Origin of the sequence: Acrocarpospora corrugata, assembly GCF_009687845.1 — a bacterium.
In the GTDB taxonomy this organism is placed as follows: domain Bacteria; phylum Actinomycetota; class Actinomycetes; order Streptosporangiales; family Streptosporangiaceae; genus Acrocarpospora; species Acrocarpospora corrugata.
The window spans coordinates 1-18,227 of sequence record NZ_BLAD01000096.1 but is presented as its reverse complement, the minus strand read 5'-3'; the positions used below and the strand labels follow the sequence as shown (position 1 = coordinate 18,227).

Sequence of the window (18,227 nt, the reverse complement as noted above, 5' to 3'; positions counted from 1 at the left end):
TGTTGATAAGGCCGGCGGCGAGACCCGGCGGCGCCCGGGTCCCGCCGCACGCGGACGGGTCAGGCTGTTCCGTCCGGGCCGCATTTGACCTTCGGCCGGATGCAGTCGCGAACGCGTCGCTCCAGCTCAGCCTCGGGCCAGGCATTGAAGAAGTCGCCGTGCATCGTGTATCCGGGTCCGGAGGAGAGCCGGAACGCGGCCGGGTCCCCGTTGATCGTGTAGCGGAGCACCATGCGCAGCTTCGGCACGACGACGGGGTGGGTCGCCGGGCAGCCGTTGCCGGACGGGTAGGACATGTGGCTCTTGTGGTCGGGCGAGTCCAGGTCCTTGCCGTTCCAGCAGTGCGGGAAGTCCAGGTAGGTCTCCAGCTTGGTGCCGGCCGGGCAGTTCACGAAGTTCTTGGACGCGCCCACGTGCCCGGCGTGCAGGCAGGACCAGCGCGCGCTGCTCGTGCTGTCGGCGCCGGTGGCCTTGGCGTTGCCCGCCACGACCCGCAGGCCGAGCGGGAACGAGCGGGTCTGCGCGGCCAGCTCTTCGCGTACGCCTTCGCCCAGGTAGTAGAAGGTGCCGCTGCTGGGCTCGACCGGAGTGTCGCCGTTGTACAGGGTCGGCACCCAGTAGGAGGACAGGTCGACGTCAGGCTCGCAGGTGGTGCCGCCCTTGAGCAGGCTGCCCAGGTTGGTGCCGGCGTTGGTGGTCTTGTTGCCCATGAAGCTGTGCATGTGCGAGCCGCCCGGCAGGCCCGGCATCACGATCGGGTCGTCGGGCAGGCGGTGCGTGAACGGGCACTCCGCGACGAACTCCGCGACGCGCACCGCGCCCGGCGGAACCGGACCGCGCGGCAGGTCGCCACCCGTCGGGTTGGACGTGGTCGGCGTCGGGGTCGGCTTGGGCGCGGTGGGGGTGGGGGTCGGGGTGGTCGCCGGCTTCGTCGGGGTGGGGGTGGCGCTGGGCTTGGGGCTCGGGGTCGGGCTGGGGGTGGTCGTCCCCGCGGTGCCGAAGACCTGGAACTCCCAGAGCGAGACGCCCCACTGGGTGGCGCGCTTGGTGGCGTGCAGCCGGACGTAGCGGCCGCTGGTGGAGAGGTTCAGGGTCTGCACGCCGTCGATGCCGGCGGCGCTCCGCACGGTCTCCCACTCGCCGCTGCCGTCAGAGACCTGGATCGTGTACGCGCTGGCGTACGCGTGCTCCCAGTTGATCACGATCTTCTTGATCGCCCGTACCGAGCCGAGATCCACCTGGAGCCACTGGGGGTCGCTGAACTTGCTGGACCAGCGCGTGCTGGTCTTGCCGTCCACCGCCGCCGAGGGCGAGAGGTCGCCACGCTCGGCCGACGAGGCAGCGACGAGGCGCTGCTGGGACAGTGGCACTTCGGCCGCGTTGGCCGGGCTGACCCCGTTCATCAGGCAGGCGCCGAGGACAGCCCCCAGCGCGAGGCGGGAAACTCTGGTACTGGTCTCTCTCATTACTGATGAGGTCCTTTGTACGAGGGAGTTGAGGGATGTTGGGGTATGAGGCCTTCGCCCCTTGTACTGGGAGACCCCGGCGGGAGCGCCGGACAACAAAAATTCCGAAAATTTGTTATCTGGGCTGTTCCGGGACGGTCTCCTGGATGACGGAAGCCGACGAGGGCGGGGGCTGATGGCGAGTCAACTCAGGAGCGGGCCGGACACGGCGCTGGTGGCCGCCGCCCGGAACGGGGACCAGCGCGCCCTGGACGCCCTGGTCGCCGACTCGCTGCCCCTGCTCTACAACATCGTCGGGCGGGCCCTGAACGGGCACACGGACGTGGACGATGTGGTGCAGGAGACCCTGATCCGGGTGGTCCGCGGGTTGCCGGGGCTTCGCGACCTTTCGGCGTACCGGTCGTGGCTGGTGGCCATCGCGGTACGGCAGGTGCGGGACCACGAGCAGGACCGGCGGTCGGAGAACCACCGCACGGCCGACCTGGACACCGCGACGGAGATGCCGGACCCGGCCTCCGATTTCGCCATGGTGACGATCCTCCAGCTCGGCCTCACCGACCAGCGGCGTGAGGTCGCCGAGGCCACCCGGTGGCTGGACAACGACGACCGGGCGCTGCTGGCGCTGTGGTGGCTGGAGGAGACCGGCGAACTCGGGCGGGCCGACCTGGCGGGGGCGCTGGGGTTGTCGCCACGGCACGCGGCCGTGCGGGTGCAGCGGATGAAGGAGCAGGTGCAGACCGCGCACATGGTCGTCCGGGCGTTGCAGAACGCGGCGACCTGCGCGGAACTGCGGGAGATCACCTGGGAGTGGGACGCGCTTCCGACGCCGCTGTGGCGAAAGCGCTTCGCCCGGCATATCCGCGACTGCCGGAACTGCACCCCGCACACGAAGGGACTCATCCCGCTGGATCGGCTGCTCATCGGGCTGCCGCTCATCCCGATTCCAATCGGTTACGCCCTGCTCACCTCGCCGCCGTCGATCGAGATCGCCACCGTCGCCGCGCACACCCTGAGCGCGGGGGGCAAGGCCGCCATCGCCGGCGCCGCCGGGGTCGCCACCATCGCGATCAGCACGCTGGTGATCACCCAGCTCATGCCCCCGCCGCCGAAGGAGTCACCGCCGGCGCAGGCCATCACCACCTCGGCCGCGCCCACGTTCGTCCCGACCCGGCCGTCCCCCACCCTCGACCGGGTGGCGCCGGTGCCCGAACCCGATCCGGTGGTGGTCGCGGCGTCGGACAAGAAGGGGGTGGCGGTCTGGAACGCGCCCAACGTCAGCCAGGGCCTGGCCCAGGCCAAGGCCAGCTGGTACTACACGTGGGCCAGCCATCACCACGGGATCGACACCCCGAAGAACACCCGGTTCATTCCGATGATCAGGGCCGCCGAGAACGTCACCCCGCAGGCGCTGGCCGAGGCCAAGAGCGCCGGGCCCTATCTGCTGAGTTTCAACGAACCCGACCTGGCCGCGCAGGCGAACATGACGGTCGAGGAGGCGCTGTCGCACTGGCCGAAGCTGATGGAGGCCGGTCGCGTTCTCGGCAGTCCCGGTGTCGCGTTCGGCGGGGACCAGCCGGGGAGCTGGCTCGACCGTTTCATGAAGGGCGCGCAGGCCAGGGACTACCGGGTCGATTTCATCACGCTGCACTGGTACGGGTCGGACTTCCGGACCCAGCCGGCGGTCTCGCACCTGAAGTCCTACCTGGCGGCGGTCCACAAACGCTACGGCAAGCCCATCTGGCTGACCGAATACGCACTGATCGACTTCAGCAACGGCGCCACGTACGCGTCCGACGCCGAGCAGGCCGCCTTCCTGACCGCCTCCACGAAAATGCTGGCCACCCTCCCCTACGTGCACCGCTACGCCTGGTTCGGCCTGCCGGCCTCGAAGTCGAAACCCGGCAGCGGCCTGTTCCACGAGGACGGCTCGGCCACGGAGTCCGGAAAGGCCTTCCAGGAAGCCAGCTGAACTACTTGATCGCAATGACCGCCAGCAGGACCACCGGAACCGTGCCGATCGCCAGCGGCCAGGCGATCCCGTGATGGACGACCAGCCAGCCGCCCGCGACCACGCCGCAGATCAGCGCGACCACGGACGCCGCCAGCCGCCCGACATGCGGATCATGCCCGCCCATCAGCGGCAGCCCCGCGATCATGGAGGTCACCGTCGTGGTCATCACCGTGGTGCTGGTCAGGTTGGGTACGCCGAGGCGGCGGGTCGTCAGATTCCGGATGCCCATCGCGAACGCCAGCACCACGATCAACGCGTACGCGGAGACGCCCGCGAACGCCATCACCGTGGCCGAAGCCAGCAGCACCGCCTCCACAGCCAGCGCGGCCCGCAGCCACCCCGGCCCGGCCCGCCCGAGGAACGCGCCCGCCACCGCCCCGGCCACATACGCCGCCAGCGCCACGAAATGCGGCCAGACCGCGAACCCGGACGCGCCCCCCAGCGCCAGGCCCAGCAGCACGATGTTGCCGGTGATCGCCGAACAGAACACGCTGCCCAGCCCCAGAAAACTGACCGCGTCGACCAGCCCGCTCACCACCGTGAGCGTCAAGATCGCAGACTTCAGCATCCGGTCGGGCACGATGATCAGATTCCCGGGCGACCTCGCTTGCATACCCCCGGGCGGCCCATGAGACCGTGGAACTCAAGACCCCCCGAGTACATCCACATCGGAGGATCTATGAACGACATGCCGCGGTTTCCGTTCCGCCCGCAGGACCGGGACCCGCTGATCCCGCCCAGGTTCCCGTTCCCGGACGGGATCGGCCAGGTCGAGCTCCCCACCGGGCAGGTCGCCTGGCTGGTCACCCGGCACGAGGACGTCCGGCAGGTGCTGCGCAGCGCCGACTTCTCCAGCAACCTCACCAAGCCGGGCTTTCCGGCGATCCGGCCTATCCCGCCGTCGGAGGTCAGCCCGCTGCCGGGCATGTTCATCCGGATGGACGGGGCCGACCACGCCCATTTCCGGCGCATGCTCACGCCCGAGTTCATGATCAGGCATGTCCGGTTGCTGGAGCCGCTGATCAGGGACACGGTGGTCGGCGCGCTCGACGCCATGCGGGCGTCCGGGGCGCCCGCGGATCTGATCAAGTGGTTCGCGCTGCCGGTGCCGTCGATGGTGATCTGCCATCTGCTCGGGGTGCCGTACACCGATCATGGGTTTTTCCAGGAGCGCAGCCGGACCATGCTGGCCTGGGCGACCCCCATCGAGGCGGCGCGGGCGGCCCGCGACGATCTTCTCGGCTACCTGGCCAAACTGGTCGCGGCCAAGCAGCGGGAGGGCGGCGAGGACCTGGTCAGCCGGCTCGCCGCCGAGCGGGTGGCCACCGGCGAGATGACCGCCGACGAGCTGATCGGCATGTCCATGCTGCTGCTCGTCGCCGGACATGAGACGACATCCAACATGATCGGGCTGAGCACCCTGATGCTCCTGCAACACCCCGAGGAGGTACGGCGGCTGGCGGACAAGCCTGAGGCGATCGAGGACGCGGTGGAGGAACTGCTGCGCTTCCTGACCATCGTCAGAACCGGTCTGCCCCGGGTCGCGACGGCCGACACCGAGGTCGGCGGCCAGGTCATCAAGGCGGGCGAGGGCGTGATCGCGTGGCTGGCCGGCGCCAACCATGACGAAACGGTCTTCACCGACCCCGACGCCCTGGACCTGAGCCGGGGCAGCCACTCGCACGTGGCCTTCGGGTTCGGCGTGCACCAGTGCATCGGACAGCCGCTGGCCCGCGCCGAACTACGGATCGCGCTGGAGGAACTCCTGACCCGGCTGCCGAACCTCGCCCTGGCAATAGATCCCGCCGAGGTCGAGTTCCGGGACGCGGTCATCTTCGGCGCGCAGCGCCTGCCGGTGACGTGGTGAGCCGCGTCGAGGGCGACCGGAGCGTGTGCGCCGGCTCCGGAAACTGCGTCCGCATCGCACCCGACCTCTTCGACCAGGACGACGACGAAGGACTGGTGGTCGTACTTCAACCCGAACCACCGCCCGAACGCGACCGCGCCGCCCGGCAGGCCGAAAACAACTGCCCGACCGGCGCAATCAAGGTCACCGACTAGCCACGCACGAGCGCCCGCCGACTAATGAAACTTGGTCACCGGGCGCTCCTCGCGCTCCCCGTCGACGACGATGTCCACGACCTCGTTGTAGAACGAGACATAGTCCTTGATGTTCGCGACAGCCTGAATCGGCTCCGGGTAAGCCCAGGCCACATCAGCCGGAACCCCCTCAACAGGCTCACGCAACGACCAGTACGACGCCTCCCCCTTGTACGGACACCGGGTATGACTGTCGGTCGCGACAAGCTGGTCGAAATCCACATCCTTGGCCGGAATGTAGTAGCGCGTCGGCAGCCCGGTCTCAAACAGCAGCACCGGCTCCCTGGTATCAGCGACGACCCGGCCATTGATCTCAACCCGGACATGCCGGGAACTGGGTATCGCATCAACTCGACTGTGCGGATCACGCGGATGCACGAAGATCTCCTCCTCCTCTTCCAGCCACCTGTCGAACACGGGCGCCCACTCAAAAGCGAGATAACCGGGCAGCTCCGGGTAGGAGTAGGCCACGTTGGACACGATCTCGCCGTCCACGACCAGGTCGTAGCACTCGTGACGTCCACTGGGCGGGTCGGCGGCGGCCTTGAGCAGATCACCACGGACATCGCCGGCCGGAAACGCGTAACGGGGGACGTTACGACCCGACTCCCACACCAGCACCGGCGCCCGGCTGTCCACGACGAGGAGGTCCCCTCGGTAACAGCGAACCCAGCGCCGACTCGGCTCCCACCTGAGCGTCATGTCTCACCCCCTCCCACCACCGTAACCCCGGCCAAGAGCCGCCCCCGTTTTGAGCGGCCATATCCTGCCTCCGTGGACAATGTCATCCCACCGCCCGTCAGCAGCCTGGGCCGCACCGACCGTACGAGCCTCCGCCGCATGAAGGAAAAAGGCAGCTACGACCGCGCCGACCTCGACGCCATCCTGGCCGCCGGTTTCGTCTGCCACCTGGGCGTAGTGGTCGACGGCACGGTCATGGTCCTCCCGACCGTGTACGGCGCCACCGCCGACACCCTCTACTTCCACGGCTCAGTCGCCAGCCGGAGCCTCGTCGGCGCCCCCCAGCAGACGGTATGCGTCACCGTCACCCACCTCGACGGCCTGGTCCTGGCCCGCTCCGTCTTCGAACACGGCATCAACTACCGCTGCGCGATGATCTACGGCACCCCCCGCCAGGTCACCGAAGAACCCGAAAAACTACACGGCCTCCAAATAGTCACCGACCAATGCGCCCCCGGCCAATGGAACTACGCCCGCCGCCCCACCCGCAAAGAACTGGCCGCCACCACCCTCCTGGCCCTCCCCCTCAACGAAGCCTCCGTCAAAATCCGCACCGGCCCACCCGACGACGGAGACAGCCCCGACTCCCAGCTCGGCCTATGGGCCGGCGTAATCCCCATAACCACCACCTACGGCACCCCCATCCCCGACCCTCTGCTGCTACCCCCCAACCTCGCCGTGCCTTCACACATATCCGTCCCTGATCGCCCCTAACGCGCCGGGAGCGCCTGCGAGCCCGCACGCGGCTCTTCACAGCTGCCGGAGGCTTCAGGCGGGCCAGAATTCAGTAGGGCTGCATCTGGTCTACGACCTTTACCGCTATCTGGATGATCTCTTCGACCTTGGGAATGTCCCGATCCACGTCCCCTGCGTTGAAGCCGTCCGAGTCGCGTCGCGGATATTCCGCGTCATTCCGGCGTCGCCGCATCCGGTCGAACGGCCGCAGGCCTCTGCCCGAGCGGCGGATCCAACTGCGCGCTAACCGCTTCATAGACGGCGATGTGGCCGCCGCGTGAGGTCGCCCGCAGGCCTTGGTTCTCCAGGACGGCGCAGAGGGCCTTACGCGCGGCGTCGTACAGCAGCTGATATGCGCCGACAGGATCGGACTCTTTGGCCAATCGGACCGTGGCCAGGTGCCGGTTGACCTGATCGAGCAGGCTGTCCGCTTGGGAACGACTCGCCGGGACCCGCTCCACCTCGCCACGGCCGATCATGCCGTCGATCGCCTGCCGCCCCTGCTCCCACCTCATGCGACTCCCGTTCCCTCGATTTCCAGACCTACCAATGGACGCGACCGCAGCGACTCAAGGAAGGGGTCCTCGTCCGTGGACTCCCAGGTTCCGCGACTCATCCTGCGAAGGTTCACTTCGCGCCCGAGCTGCTGCTCCGCCCGCCTCGCGACAAGATAGAGGTCATCCTCGCCCGGCTCGCCCACGACCAGCACATCGACGTCTCTCGGCACCCGGCCAGGCTCGCCTTCGTACCGTGCCGCCCACGAGCCATAGATGTACGCCTCCTCCACCCCTGGCACACCACTCAGGAGCTCGGGCAATACGACAATCGGGCCATAGGTGAGAGCCAACAGCTCGGTCAGCGGCCTGGCGATGATGGTTTCTTCGTCCGCGCTGACCAGACGGAGATTTCCGACCCGGCGCACCTTGATGAGGCCCGCCGCGGACAGGCGATCGACTTCCCTGGTCACGGACGCGGGCGATACCCGGAACTGCTGCGCCAGGACGACCAACGGATACTCGTCCTCCGGGTGCAGATAGAGCCAAGCCAACAGCTCCCCTTGGAAGGCCGTTCTGACCAGGGGGAGCAGCACTGAAGGCGGTTGTTTCATAAACTGAAACATAGCTTTCAGTTTACGCAAGTTCCATGGTCAGGCAGGGGTTTCGGGATAGAAGCCGACCTCGTCAGCTCCCCGCGCACCCAGAAACGCCGGGAACGCGAGGCATCCAGGCGTTGCGTCAGGGTGAGGGGACGCCACGTTTCTCGCCGTCAGAACGGGTACGTGGGGGTGTCGGCGCGCATGGTGATCCAGCGGGTTTCGGTGAAGGCTTCGATGTTGGCTGTGGCGCCGCCGAAGCGGGAGCCGGTGCCGGAGGCGGCGAGGCCGCCGAAGGGGGCGTTGGCTTCGTCGTTCACGGTTTGGTCGTTGATGTGGACGATGCCGGTGGGGATTTTCTGGGCGAGGGCGAGGCCCTTCATGGCGTCGCGGGTGACGATGCCGAGGGAGAGGGCGAATTCGGAGACGGTCGCGAGGTGGACGGCTTCTTCGAGGGTGGTGAAGCGGGCGACGGGGGCGACGGGGCCGAAGACTTCCTGGGCGAAGGCGGGGGTAGCGGGGGTGGTGCCGGACAAGACGGTGGGGGCGTAGAACAGGTCGTCGTAGAGGCCGCCGGCGGCGAGGGTGGCGCCCTGGTCGACGCTGTCGCGGACGAGGCCGTGGATTTTGTCGCGTTGGGCGGCGTCGATGACGGGGCCGAGGGCGACCTGGCCGGAGGCGGGGTCGCCGACGGGGAGTTTGTCGGCTTTGGCGGCGAGGCGTTCGACGAAGTCGTCGTACAGGGCTTCGTGGACGAGGTGGCGGCCGGTGGTCATGCAGATCTGGCCCTGGTGGAAGAAACTGCCCCAGGCGGCCAGGTTGACGGCCGCGTCCAGGTCGGCGTCGGGGAGGACGATCAGGGCGGAGTTGCCGCCGAGTTCCAGGTGGGCGCGTTTGAGGTGACGGCCGGCGAGTTCACCGACTTTGCGACCCGCCTGGGTGGAGCCGGTGAAGGAGATGACCCGGACCAGCGGGTGCGTGATCAGCGCTTCGCCGACGTCGACGCCCCCGGGGAGCATCTGCAGGACGCCGGGCGGAAGTCCGGCCTCCTCGAAGATCCGGGCGATGGTGACACCGCCGGTGACGGCCGTACGCGGGTCCGGTTTGAGGATCACCGCATTGCCCAGGGCCAGAGCGGGCGCGACCGACCGGATGCCCAGGATGATCGGCACGTTGAACGGCGAGATCACACCGACCACACCGGCGGGAACCCGGGTCGCCATCGACAGCCGAGGCTCCTCACTGGGGACCAACTCACCGTACGGCCGGCTCGGCAGGGCCGACGCCTCGTAACACTCCTGCTCAGCGACATGTACGGCAAAGCCCGCCATCCCCGGCACCGCCCCGACCTCCCGGACGTTCCACCAGGAGATCTCCTCGGCATGCTCGGCCCACAACCGCGCCGCCCGCCGCAACACCGCCGCCCGCACCGGATGCGGGGTCGCGGCCCATTCCCGCTGGGCCACCGCCGCACTCTCCGCCGCCCGCGCCAGATCGCCCGCGTCCGCCACCCCGATCCGCCCGAGCGACGCCCCGGTGGCAGGTTCGATCACATCCATGCCGCCGCCGGAGCCCGGCTCCCACGAGCCGCCAACAAAAATCTTGTCCTGCCACAGCGTCGTGTTGAGGAGCACCACGGAGTCCCTTCACCCGGTCGAGTGCGCCGAATGTAGACAGGTCCTTTCCGATGAATCAACTCCGTGTTCTAGCCAGTCGAACACTTTCTGGAAATGATCAAGCCTCGGCCCGATACCCCAGCCGTTCCGAGATCACCGCGGCGGCCCGGCGGAGCGGCGCGTCGATGCGGCTGGTCAGCGAGTCGATCGAGGTCGACCAGGTGGTGAGGTGGATGGCCACGTTGATGGCCGCGACCACCGTCCCCGACCGGTCCCTGATCGGCGCCGCGATGGAGCGCAGGCCCGGCGCGAGCTCCTCGTCGTTGACCGCGATCCCCTGCTGGCGGACCTTGGCCAGGGCGTTCATCAGCTGCTCGCGGGCGGTGATGGTCTTCGGGCCGCGGCGGGCCAGGTTCGTCCGGTCCAGCAGGGTGCGCAGCGCGGCCGGTTCGCGGTGGGCCAGCAGCACCTTGCCCATCGAGGTGCAGTAGGCCGGCAGCCGGGAGCCGACGTGCAGGTTCAGATCGACGACCAGGCCGGTGGATCTGCGGCTGCGGCGGCGTTCCACGTAGACGATGTCGGGGCCGTCGAGCACGGCCATGCTGGCCGCGAACCCGGTCTCGTCGGAGAGGGCCTGCAGGTGCTCGGAGGCGACCCTGGTCATCTCCATGGAGCTCAGCGCGGCGAAACCCAGGTCGATGACGCGGGGGCCCAGGGAGTATTTCCGGGTGTCCGGATCCTGCTGCACGTAGGCGAGTTTGGCCAGGGTGGCCACGTACCGGTGGGTGGTGGAGCGGTTGAGGCCGACCGCGCGGGCGATGTCGGCGATGCCCAGCACCGGGCCGGTCTCGCTGAACGCCGAGAGGATGCCCAGGCCGCGCTCCAGCGACTGCGAGAAGGCCGCCGAGCCGCCCGCGCCGGCGTCCTCGTCGTCGGGCGGCGTCTGCTGAGTGCTCATGCTGCACCGTAACAGAAGTGTTCCAATTATTAGAACGACTGATTGACGGGCGGTATGCGGCCTTCCTACAGTTTCCACTTCTGTTTCGGGGTTGAGCAGTTCAAGAACGCGTACACGAATCAGTGGCCGCAGGTGCCGACCAACAAGAAGGTCGGGGTGATGTGGCCCAACGACTCGGACGGGAACGCCGTCCGGGCGGCGCTGGGGCCGCTGCTGGAGAAGGCGGGGTACACGATCGTCGACCCTGGTCCGTACACGAATGGGACCAACGACTACTCCGCGCAGATCGCCATGTTCAAGGCGGAGAACTGCGAGATCTTCAACTCGTTCCCGCTTCCGCCGGATTTCGCGACGTTCTGGCGGCAGGCCACGCAGCAGGGCTACCAGCCGAAGATCGTGCAGGTGGCCAAGACCGGGCTGTTCCCTTCGCAGGTGGAGGCGCTCGGGGAGATCGGGGTGGGGATCGCGGGGGGCGCGTACTGGACGCCGACCTATCCCTACGCGTCCTCGCTCACCAAGATCGCGTCCAAGGACCTGGCGGACGGCTACCAGAACACGGTCGGCAAGCAGTGGACCCAGCAGTTGGGCCCCAGCCTGGCGCTGTTCGACATCGCGGCGGCGGCGTTCCAGGCCGCGGCCGACCCCAAGGACCGAGCCGGGCTGGCCAAGACGATCGGCACCCTCAGCGTGGACACTCCGGTGGGCAAGCTGGAGTGGGGCAAAGGCCCCAACGGGAACGTCGTGGTCACCCCCATTCTGGGCGGGCAGTGGCTCGCCGCCGAGCCTGGCGGCAAGTACAAGCTCGACTTCGTGCTGTGTGACAACTCCTCTGACCCGAATGTGCCGGTCGCGGCGCAGCTGAAGGCTTACGGGGCATGAGTTCCACCGAGGCCCCCGTCCTGACGGGGCGGGGGCTGTCGATGCGGTTCGGCGATCTTCAGGTGCTGGCGGAGGTGGACTTCCGCGTCGGCGACAGGGAGGCCGTCGGGATCGTGGGCCCCAACGGTGCCGGCAAGACGACGCTGCTGAACGCGCTGGCCGGGTCGATCCGGCCGACGGCGGGGACGATCGAGTTCCACGGCAGGGACATCACGCGGTTGCGGCCCGAGCTTCGGTGCCGTCGCGGGCTCGGGCGGGCGTACTAGATTCCGCGGCCGTTCGCGGGCATGACCGTGCTGGAGAACGTCCTGGTCGGTTCGTCGTACGGCGCGGGGTTGCGGCGTGAAGCGGCGTACGCGCGCAGCATCGAGGTGCTCGAACTGTGTGGTTTGACCGGGTTGGCGAACCGGCGGGCCGACACTCTCGGGCTGCTGCACCGCAAGCGCCTCGAACTGGCCCGGTCGCTGGCCACCGATCCGCAGGTGCTGCTGCTGGACGAGATCGGCGGCGGCCTCACGGACGCCGAAGCCGCCGAACTCGTCACCACGATCAAGCTGGTGCGCGAGCGGGGCGTCGCCATCGTGTGGATCGAGCACATCGTGCATGTCCTGATTCAGGTGATCGATCGGCTGGTCTGCATGGACGCCGGGAAGGTCATCGCGGACGGCCCGCCGGAGGCCGTGCTGCGGGACGCCGTCGTGGTCGACGTCTACCCGGGGAAGGCGGGGTCGTGAGGCTGCTCGAAATCGAGGACCTGGTGTCCCGGTATGGGTTGCTGCAGGCCGTACGCGGGGTGTCGTTCGGGGTGGACGAAGGTGAGGTCCTCGCGGTCGTCGGCGCGAACGGCGCGGGCAAGTCGACGATGCTCCGCACCATCGCCGGGGCCCACCCGACCGCGCAGGGCGCGGTCCGGTTCGACGGCGCCGACCTCGCCGGGGTTCCCGCCCATCTGCGGGTACGGCGTGGCATCGCGCTGGTCCCCGAAGGACGAAAGCTGTTCGGCGAACTGACCGTCGAGGAGAACCTGCTGGTCGCCGGGCGGCGATCCCGGCCTGGGGTGTGGAACCTGGCCACCGTCCTGGACGCTTTCCCGATGCTGGCTCCGCTGCGCGGGCGGCGGGCGTCCAGCCTGTCGGGCGGGCAGCAGCAGGCGGCCGCCATCGCGCGGGCGCCGATGAGCAATCCGCGCCTCCTGCTGATCGATGAGGTGTCGCTGGGGTTGTCGCCCGTAGCCGTCGACGCCGTCTACGAGTCGGTGCAGGTGCTCCGCGCGGCGTCGAGCACATTGTTGCTGGTCGAGCAGGACCTCGCCCGGGCGCTGTCCGTGGCCGACCGCGTCCTGTGCGTGCTGGAAGGACGCATCGTGCTGAACGAGAGCACCCACGACGTCACCCGCGAACAGGTCACCGCGGCCTACTTCGGACTCGACCTTTCGGAGCCCTCATGACCTGGATCAACGCGGTCGTCCAGGGCCTACTCCTCGGCGGCCTGTACGCCCTGTTCGCCTGCGGGCTCTCACTCATGTTCGGCGTCATGCGAATCATCAACCTGGCCCACGGCGGCCTGGCTGTCCTGGGCGCATTCCTGGTGTGGACGATCAGTACCCAACTGAACCTCTCGCCATTCCTGGCGCTGCTGCCGGCGTTGCCCATCATGCTGATCGTCGGATATCTCCTCCAACGCACAGTGCTCGCGCGCAGCCTGCGGGGTGGGGCGCTATTCCTCTGCTCACCACTTTCGGGCTGAGCATCGTGATTCAGAACGCGCTCCTGGAAGGCTATTCACCGGACGTACGGTCGCTGGGAGCCGCCGCCGGATCACTGTCCACCGGCAGCTGGGAGATCACGTCGCAGCTGTCCATTCCCTATATCGGGGTTCTCACCCTGGCGGTGGCGGTGCTCGTGCTCGGCGGACTGCAACTGCTGCTGCGCCGCACGCCATTCGGCCGGGAAATGCGCGCCACCGCCCAGGATCCCGACACGGCGGCGCTCGTCGGAATCCCCGCAGCCGCCGTCTACGGACGGGCGACCGCCATCGCCGTGGTGACGGCCACGCTCGCCGGGACGTTTCTGGCCGTGCACTCGACTTTCGAAGCGTCCAGCGGGCCCACGCAGCTGATATTCGCCTTCGAAGCCGTCGTCATCGGCGGGCTCGGCTCGCTGTGGGGGGCGTTGGTGGGCGGGATCGTGCTCGGAATCGCGCAGACCGTCGGCGCGGCCATCGACCCGCAGTACTCCATCCTCGCCGGGCACCTGATCTTTCTCGTCATTCTCGCCAGCCCTCGTGGCCGGTCCATCATCACCCGGAGCACTGACCGATGAGCGTCGCCGTATCCCAGGTGTCGGTGGGGCAGCAGGCGTATATCGGGTTCGGGGCGTACGCGACGATTTTCTTCACGCAGCGGGGGGTGACGCCGTATCTGGCGGTCGTGCTGGCCGCGGTCGCGAGTGCTCTGCTGGCCGTGGTTCTGGCGCCGTTGCTGCTGCGGTTGCGTGGCGGGCAGTTCGCTGTCGGGACCTGGGTGGTCGCCGAGGCGCTGGCGCTGCTCATCGCGTTGGATGAAGGGCTGGGCGGGGGGACCGGGATTTCGCTGCGCGGGCTCAACGTGTATGAGCCTGATCTGCGGCGGGCCTATACCTTCTGGTTGACGCTGGCGTTCACGCTGGTGCTGCTCGTCGTGGTGTTCGTCATCCTTCGGCATCGGACGGGGATGGCGTTGCAGGCCATTCGGGATGACGAGGAGGCGGCGGCGTCCCTTGGCGTACGGACTGGGCCGTTGAAGTTCGGGTTGTTCGTGCTGGCCGGATTCGGGTGCGGGGCCGCCGGCGCCCTCACGTTGACCAATACGCTGTTCATTCAGCCGCAGTCGATTTTCGGGGTGCAGTGGACGGCGTTCATGCTGTTCATGGTGCTGGTGGGCGGGCTGGGGACCTTCGAAGGGCCGATCATCGGGGCCATTCTCTATTTCACGCTGCAGAACCAGTTCGCCGAACAGGGCGCGTGGTACCTCATCGGGCTGGGGGTCGTCGCGGTCGGCTTCGCGCTGTTCCTGCCGCGCGGGCTGTGGAGTGTGGTCGCCGACAGGTTCCACCTGCGGTTGTTGCCCATCGGCTACCATCTGCACGGCCAGTCCAGCAAGGAGACCTGAACGCAGTGAGCGAAGTCGTGCGGCACTTCATCGGGGGGCGGTGGCGCGATTCGGTCAACGGGCGCAGGCACCCCGATCACGATCCGTGGACGGGTGAGGTCATCGCGGAGGTCGCTTCGGGGGACGCGGACGACGCGCGGGACGCGGTGGAAGCGGCGCATGCCGCGTTTCCCGCCTGGGCGGAACTGGCTCCGACGGAACGGCAGCTCATCTTTCTCCGCGCCGCCGATGTTCTTTCGCGCCGGAAGACCGAGATCATTGGACTGCTGGCCGGGGAGACCGGGTGCGGGGCCCACTTCGCCGAAATTCAGCTCCAGTTCTGCCTGTCGCTGCTGCGGCAGGCCGCCGGGCTGGCGTTCGCGGCGACCGGGCAGGTGCTGCCGTCGGATGTGCAGGGAACCCGGGCATTGGCGCTACGGCGGCCGGTCGGAGTGGTGGCCGCGATTTCGGCGTGGAATGCCGCGCTGGTTCTGGCCGGACGGGCGATTGTGGGGCCGATGGCGTTGGGGAACACCGTCGTGCTCAAACCGTCCGAGGAGGCGCCGATCACCGGGGGCACGGTGTGGGCGGAGCTATTCGCTGAGGCGGGTCTCCCGCCGGGTGTTCTCAACGTGGTCACCCACGCGCCCGGCGACGCCGGAGCAATCGTCGAGGAATGCGTCACCCATCCGCGGGTGCGGCGAATCAACTTCACCGGTTCCACCGTCACCGGCAGGCGGCTCGCGGAACTCGCCGCCAGACATCTGAAGCGGCCTGTCCTGCAGTTGAGCGGCCACAACTCACTGATCGTGCTCGCGGACGCGGACCTGGAATACGCCGTCAACGCCGCCGCGTATGGCGCGTTCCTGCATCAGGGCGAAGTGTGCATGTGCGCCCGCCGCATCCTCGTCGAACGCCCGATCGCCGAAGAGTTCACCGAGCGATTCATCGCGAAGGTTTCCCAGTTGCCGGTCGGCGATCCGCGTGACCCGGCCACGGTTCTCGGCCCGCTCATCAATCAGTGGGCGCTTTCGCTGATCACCCGCCGGGTCGAAGAGGCCGTCGCGTTGGGTGCCCGCGTCCTGATCGGCGGAACCCCCCAGCCGCCGTGTTACCCCGCGACGGTCCTCACCGACGTCCCCGAAGAGGCCGAACTCGCCTTCGAGGAGACTTTCGGACCGGTCGCGCTGCTGGAAATCGTCGAGAACCGCGACCACGCCGTCCAACGCTCCAACGCATCCCGCTACGGCCTCACGGCCGGCATCATCACCGACGACGTCTACCGCGGCCTCGACCTGGCCCGCCGACTGGAAGTCGGCATCGTCCACGTCAACGACCAGCCCGTCAACGACGAACCCCACATGCCCTTCGGCGGCCTCAAGGACAGCGGCTGGGGCCGATTCGGCCTGAATTTCGCCACCGAGGACTTCACCGAACTCCAATGGGCCACCCTCCGCTCCACCCCCCGAACATTTCCTTTCTGACCGCCGACCGTTTGATCGTCACCTCCAGGCCCGTCGGAGCCAGGAGCTTCGTGCGAACATCAGCCGCGGCTGGCCGACCGTGGTGAGCTGTGCCCTGCCAGCGCTGATGTCTCAGCGATCGACCAAGGCTTGGACTGCCGCGATCACTGCCGCGCGATGAGCGGCGAGTCGTTCGGGGGACCACTGTTCTTCGGGGGCGAGCCCGCGCAGAGCGGGGGAAGTGGTGAACCAGGCGAAGATCAGGGCGTGCACCAGGGCGAGGACGTCGACCGGGTTCGTGTGGGTGGTCGCCCGGCCGTCGTGCTGCGCCAGGGCCTCGACCTTTTTCCGGTACGCGTTGATTTCGGCGGTGGTTGCTTCCGGGCGTTCGAACTGGGCCCAGGTGGCCAGCCGTACCAGGTCGGGGCTGGTGAGGATGTAGTCGAACAGGGCGCCGGCGTAGCCGGGAAGGTCGGCGGGGTTGAATGGCACCGCCTCGGACACGGCGGCGAGGGTGCGGGCCACCACGAGGTCGAAGAGCTCTTCCTTGTGGCCGAAATGGACGTAGATGGAGCGCTTGTTGGCGTCGGCCTTTTCCGCGATCCGGTCCATTCGGGCGCCGGCCAGGCCGTACTCGGCGAACTCGGCGAAGGCCGCGTCGAGGATGCGGGTCTTGGTCGCGGTGGCGTCGGGCGGCATTGCCACATCGTAGGTAACTATCTGGATATTGACTAGCGGAGGTCCCGTCTCTACTGTGGGACTGAATCTATCCAGATAGTTACCTACGAAGGCGGCAGGCCATGGCCACCAAGACCTGGTTCATCACCGGCACCTCCAGCGGCTTCGGCCGCCAACTGACGCAGCTGCTTCTGGAGCGTGGCGATCGGGTCGCCGCGACGCTGCGCAAACCCGAAGCGATCAAGGACCTGGCGGACCAGTACGGCGCGCAGCTGTGGGTGCGCGCCCTCGACGTCACCGACACCGCGCAGGTCCGGGAGGTGGTCGCCGCCGCGTTCACCGACCTCGGCCGCATCGACGCGATCGTCTCCAACGCCGGATACGGCCTGTTCGGCGCCGCCGAAGAGCTCTCCGACGAGCAGATCAGCCGCCAGATCGACACCAACCTCGTCGGCTCGATCCAGCTCGCGCGCGCGGTCATCCCGCACCTGCGCGCCCACGGCGGCGGCCGGATCGTCCAGCTGTCCAGCATGGGCGGCCAGATCGCCTTCCCCGGCGCGAGCCTCTACCACGCCACCAAGTGGGGCATCGAAGGCTTCTTCGAGTCGGTCATTCCCGAGATCGCCGCATTCGGGATCGAGGTGACCCTCGTCGAGCCGGGCGGCGCCCGTACCCAGTTCGCCGGCACCAGCCTCGCCGTCGCCCCGCCCAGCGACGCTTACACCGAGGGCGTGGTCGGGCAGATGCGCCAGTTCATGACCCTCGCCGGCGTCACCGCCTGGCCAGGCGACCCGATCAAGATCGCCCAGGCGATCATCGACTCCACCGACCAAACCCCGGCGCCCAAGCGGCTGCTGCTGGGCAGCGACGCCTACGCCAACGTGCACGCGGCCCTGACCGAACGCCTCGCCGCCGTCGAATCCCAGCAGGAACTGGCCTTCTCCAGCGACGCCGACGACGTCATCGCCGCCCGCGCTTAGAGAACCCTACGAGCCCGCAGGTCCGTTCAGTAGGACCGAATCCCGAGGCCATGCTCAACGAAGGCATGAACATCGGTGTAGGGATCTCGCCGCGACCAGGGCACATGCTCCTCGTGTGCCGCGTTCATCTGCTCGGCTCGCCTCTTCGCCTCACCGACGCTACCGACCGGGATCTGCTCCGGCAGCACAGTTTTGACGTTCGCAACAACCCTGGCGAAGGGCAGCCGATCGGCCACGAAACCACAAACCCCATTAAATGTTCCGGTCGCCGACTTGAAGTGCAGCAGCCGCAGTGGCATTCGCAATCCTGACCTCTACCGCGATTGTCGGGTCCGCGTAGGCACCTTGAGCACGGATGATCTCGATGTACGTCGGCTCAG

The 18,227-nt window shown here is 68.1% G+C and carries 20 protein-coding genes and 1 pseudogene; 12 read left to right on the top strand and 9 right to left on the bottom strand.

Annotated elements, in window-relative coordinates:
* Positions 1-59 precede the first annotated feature (59 nt).
* A complete protein-coding gene (locus Acor_RS43680) occupies positions 60-1,466 on the bottom strand; it encodes a DUF1996 domain-containing protein (RefSeq protein WP_155341273.1) in 1,407 nt (468 codons plus the stop codon).
* Positions 1,467-1,641: 175 nt separating this feature from the next.
* Here Acor_RS43680 and Acor_RS36130 point away from each other — a divergent pair, with 175 nt between their 5' ends.
* Positions 1,642-3,435, top strand: a complete 1,794-nt coding sequence (locus tag Acor_RS36130; RefSeq protein ID WP_155341272.1) for a sigma-70 family RNA polymerase sigma factor — start codon at positions 1,642-1,644, stop codon at positions 3,433-3,435.
* Position 3,436: 1 nt separating this feature from the next.
* Here the strand turns inward: Acor_RS36130 and Acor_RS36125 are convergent, their stop codons facing one another.
* Positions 3,437-4,045: a YoaK family protein gene (locus Acor_RS36125; protein WP_218034702.1), complete on the bottom strand. Its 609-nt coding sequence runs from the start codon at positions 4,043-4,045 to the stop codon at positions 3,437-3,439.
* A 111-nt stretch (positions 4,046-4,156) separates the two neighbouring features.
* On the opposite strand from Acor_RS36125, the gene Acor_RS36120 reads away from it, so the two are divergent.
* Positions 4,157-5,344 (top strand): cytochrome P450, encoded by a 1,188-nt coding sequence (locus Acor_RS36120; RefSeq protein ID WP_218034701.1) that lies wholly within the window; start codon positions 4,157-4,159, stop codon positions 5,342-5,344.
* A complete protein-coding gene (locus Acor_RS36115; protein ID WP_246239594.1) occupies positions 5,341-5,538 on the top strand; it encodes a ferredoxin in 198 nt (65 codons plus the stop codon). The genes Acor_RS36120 and Acor_RS36115 overlap by 4 nt, the downstream gene beginning before the upstream one ends.
* A 21-nt stretch (positions 5,539-5,559) precedes the next feature.
* Here the strand turns inward: Acor_RS36115 and Acor_RS36110 are convergent, their stop codons facing one another.
* On the bottom strand, positions 5,560-6,279 hold the full coding sequence (locus Acor_RS36110; RefSeq protein WP_155341268.1) for a DUF427 domain-containing protein: 720 nt from the start codon (positions 6,277-6,279) through the stop codon (positions 5,560-5,562).
* Positions 6,280-6,351: 72 nt separating this feature from the next.
* Here Acor_RS36110 and Acor_RS36105 point away from each other — a divergent pair, with 72 nt between their 5' ends.
* A complete protein-coding gene (locus tag Acor_RS36105; protein WP_308805710.1) occupies positions 6,352-7,032 on the top strand; it encodes a pyridoxamine 5'-phosphate oxidase family protein in 681 nt (226 codons plus the stop codon).
* 194 nt (positions 7,033-7,226) lie between these two features.
* Here Acor_RS36105 and Acor_RS36100 read toward each other — a convergent pair whose 3' ends face one another.
* From Acor_RS36100 to Acor_RS36085, 4 genes are all read right to left on the bottom strand, one after another.
* Positions 7,227-7,568: a hypothetical protein gene (locus Acor_RS36100; RefSeq protein ID WP_218034699.1), complete on the bottom strand. Its 342-nt coding sequence runs from the start codon at positions 7,566-7,568 to the stop codon at positions 7,227-7,229.
* On the bottom strand, positions 7,565-8,173 hold the full coding sequence (locus Acor_RS36095) for a MarR family transcriptional regulator (RefSeq protein WP_218034698.1): 609 nt from the start codon (positions 8,171-8,173) through the stop codon (positions 7,565-7,567). The genes Acor_RS36100 and Acor_RS36095 overlap by 4 nt, the downstream gene beginning before the upstream one ends.
* Positions 8,174-8,319: 146 nt before the next feature.
* Positions 8,320-9,783: a benzaldehyde dehydrogenase gene (locus Acor_RS36090; RefSeq protein ID WP_155341267.1), complete on the bottom strand. Its 1,464-nt coding sequence runs from the start codon at positions 9,781-9,783 to the stop codon at positions 8,320-8,322.
* Positions 9,784-9,880: 97 nt separating this feature from the next.
* Positions 9,881-10,720 carry an IclR family transcriptional regulator gene (locus Acor_RS36085; protein ID WP_170317250.1) on the bottom strand — a complete coding sequence of 280 codons (840 nt, stop codon included), beginning with the start codon at positions 10,718-10,720 and terminating at the stop codon, positions 9,881-9,883.
* Positions 10,721-10,774: 54 nt separating this feature from the next.
* Here Acor_RS36085 and Acor_RS36080 point away from each other — a divergent pair, with 54 nt between their 5' ends.
* The 7 genes and pseudogenes from Acor_RS36080 (at position 10,775) to Acor_RS36055 (ending at position 16,210) form a co-directional block, all read left to right on the top strand.
* Positions 10,775-11,599: an ABC transporter substrate-binding protein gene (locus Acor_RS36080; RefSeq protein ID WP_155341266.1), complete on the top strand. Its 825-nt coding sequence runs from the start codon at positions 10,775-10,777 to the stop codon at positions 11,597-11,599.
* A pseudogene (locus tag Acor_RS46060) lies at positions 11,596-12,333 on the top strand (ABC transporter ATP-binding protein). Before Acor_RS36080 ends, Acor_RS46060 begins: the two are co-directional and overlap by 4 nt.
* The gene (locus tag Acor_RS36070; RefSeq protein WP_155341265.1) at positions 12,330-13,046 is read left to right on the top strand and encodes an ABC transporter ATP-binding protein; all 717 of its coding nucleotides are present in this window, start codon (positions 12,330-12,332) and stop codon (positions 13,044-13,046) included. Before Acor_RS46060 ends, Acor_RS36070 begins: the two are co-directional and overlap by 4 nt.
* Positions 13,043-13,345: an ABC transporter permease subunit gene (locus Acor_RS45735; RefSeq protein WP_218034696.1), complete on the top strand. Its 303-nt coding sequence runs from the start codon at positions 13,043-13,045 to the stop codon at positions 13,343-13,345. Before Acor_RS36070 ends, Acor_RS45735 begins: the two co-directional genes overlap by 4 nt.
* A 5-nt stretch (positions 13,346-13,350) precedes the next feature.
* On the top strand, positions 13,351-13,920 hold the full coding sequence (locus tag Acor_RS43670) for a branched-chain amino acid ABC transporter permease (RefSeq protein WP_218034695.1): 570 nt from the start codon (positions 13,351-13,353) through the stop codon (positions 13,918-13,920).
* A complete protein-coding gene (locus tag Acor_RS36060; RefSeq protein WP_155341264.1) occupies positions 13,917-14,747 on the top strand; it encodes a branched-chain amino acid ABC transporter permease in 831 nt (276 codons plus the stop codon). Before Acor_RS43670 ends, Acor_RS36060 begins: the two co-directional genes overlap by 4 nt.
* A gap of 5 nt (positions 14,748-14,752) precedes the next feature.
* Complete coding sequence (locus tag Acor_RS36055) at positions 14,753-16,210, top strand: aldehyde dehydrogenase family protein (RefSeq protein ID WP_155341263.1); 1,458 nt, start codon at positions 14,753-14,755, stop codon at positions 16,208-16,210.
* A 111-nt stretch (positions 16,211-16,321) separates the two neighbouring features.
* Here the strand turns inward: Acor_RS36055 and Acor_RS36050 are convergent, their stop codons facing one another.
* Positions 16,322-16,888 (bottom strand): TetR/AcrR family transcriptional regulator, encoded by a 567-nt coding sequence (locus tag Acor_RS36050; protein ID WP_155341262.1) that lies wholly within the window; start codon positions 16,886-16,888, stop codon positions 16,322-16,324.
* A 101-nt stretch (positions 16,889-16,989) separates the two neighbouring features.
* On the opposite strand from Acor_RS36050, the gene Acor_RS36045 reads away from it, so the two are divergent.
* Positions 16,990-17,847: an SDR family oxidoreductase gene (locus Acor_RS36045; RefSeq protein WP_155341261.1), complete on the top strand. Its 858-nt coding sequence runs from the start codon at positions 16,990-16,992 to the stop codon at positions 17,845-17,847.
* Between the two features lie 26 nt (positions 17,848-17,873).
* On the opposite strand, the gene Acor_RS36040 is transcribed toward Acor_RS36045, so the two are convergent.
* Positions 17,874-18,146 carry a hypothetical protein gene (locus tag Acor_RS36040; protein WP_155341260.1) on the bottom strand — a complete coding sequence of 91 codons (273 nt, stop codon included), beginning with the start codon at positions 18,144-18,146 and terminating at the stop codon, positions 17,874-17,876.
* Positions 18,147-18,227 lie beyond the last annotated feature (81 nt).

Bases quoted from the DNA above. Each gene is read 5' to 3' on its own strand.
- Acor_RS36110 (WP_155341268.1), bottom strand. From the start codon at position 6,279: ATGACGCTCAGGTGGGAGCCGAGTCGGCGCTGGGTTCGCTGTTACCGA.
- Acor_RS36100 (WP_218034699.1), bottom strand. From the start codon at position 7,568: ATGAGGTGGGAGCAGGGGCGGCAGGCGATCGACGGCATGATCGGCCGT.
- Acor_RS36125 (WP_218034702.1), bottom strand. From the start codon at position 4,045: ATGCTGAAGTCTGCGATCTTGACGCTCACGGTGGTGAGCGGGCTGGTC.
- Acor_RS45735 (WP_218034696.1), top strand. From the start codon at position 13,043: ATGACCTGGATCAACGCGGTCGTCCAGGGCCTACTCCTCGGCGGCCTG.
- Acor_RS36120 (WP_218034701.1), top strand. From the start codon at position 4,157: ATGAACGACATGCCGCGGTTTCCGTTCCGCCCGCAGGACCGGGACCCG.
- Acor_RS43680 (WP_155341273.1), bottom strand. From the start codon at position 1,466: ATGAGAGAGACCAGTACCAGAGTTTCCCGCCTCGCGCTGGGGGCTGTC.
- Acor_RS36095 (WP_218034698.1), bottom strand. From the start codon at position 8,173: ATGTTTCAGTTTATGAAACAACCGCCTTCAGTGCTGCTCCCCCTGGTC.
- Acor_RS36130 (WP_155341272.1), top strand. From the start codon at position 1,642: ATGGCGAGTCAACTCAGGAGCGGGCCGGACACGGCGCTGGTGGCCGCC.
- Acor_RS36050 (WP_155341262.1), bottom strand. From the start codon at position 16,888: ATGCCGCCCGACGCCACCGCGACCAAGACCCGCATCCTCGACGCGGCC.
- Acor_RS36085 (WP_170317250.1), bottom strand. From the start codon at position 10,720: ATGAGCACTCAGCAGACGCCGCCCGACGACGAGGACGCCGGCGCGGGC.
- Acor_RS36045 (WP_155341261.1), top strand. From the start codon at position 16,990: ATGGCCACCAAGACCTGGTTCATCACCGGCACCTCCAGCGGCTTCGGC.
- Acor_RS36080 (WP_155341266.1), top strand. From the start codon at position 10,775: ATGCGGCCTTCCTACAGTTTCCACTTCTGTTTCGGGGTTGAGCAGTTC.
- Acor_RS36060 (WP_155341264.1), top strand. From the start codon at position 13,917: ATGAGCGTCGCCGTATCCCAGGTGTCGGTGGGGCAGCAGGCGTATATC.
- Acor_RS36040 (WP_155341260.1), bottom strand. From the start codon at position 18,146: ATGCCACTGCGGCTGCTGCACTTCAAGTCGGCGACCGGAACATTTAAT.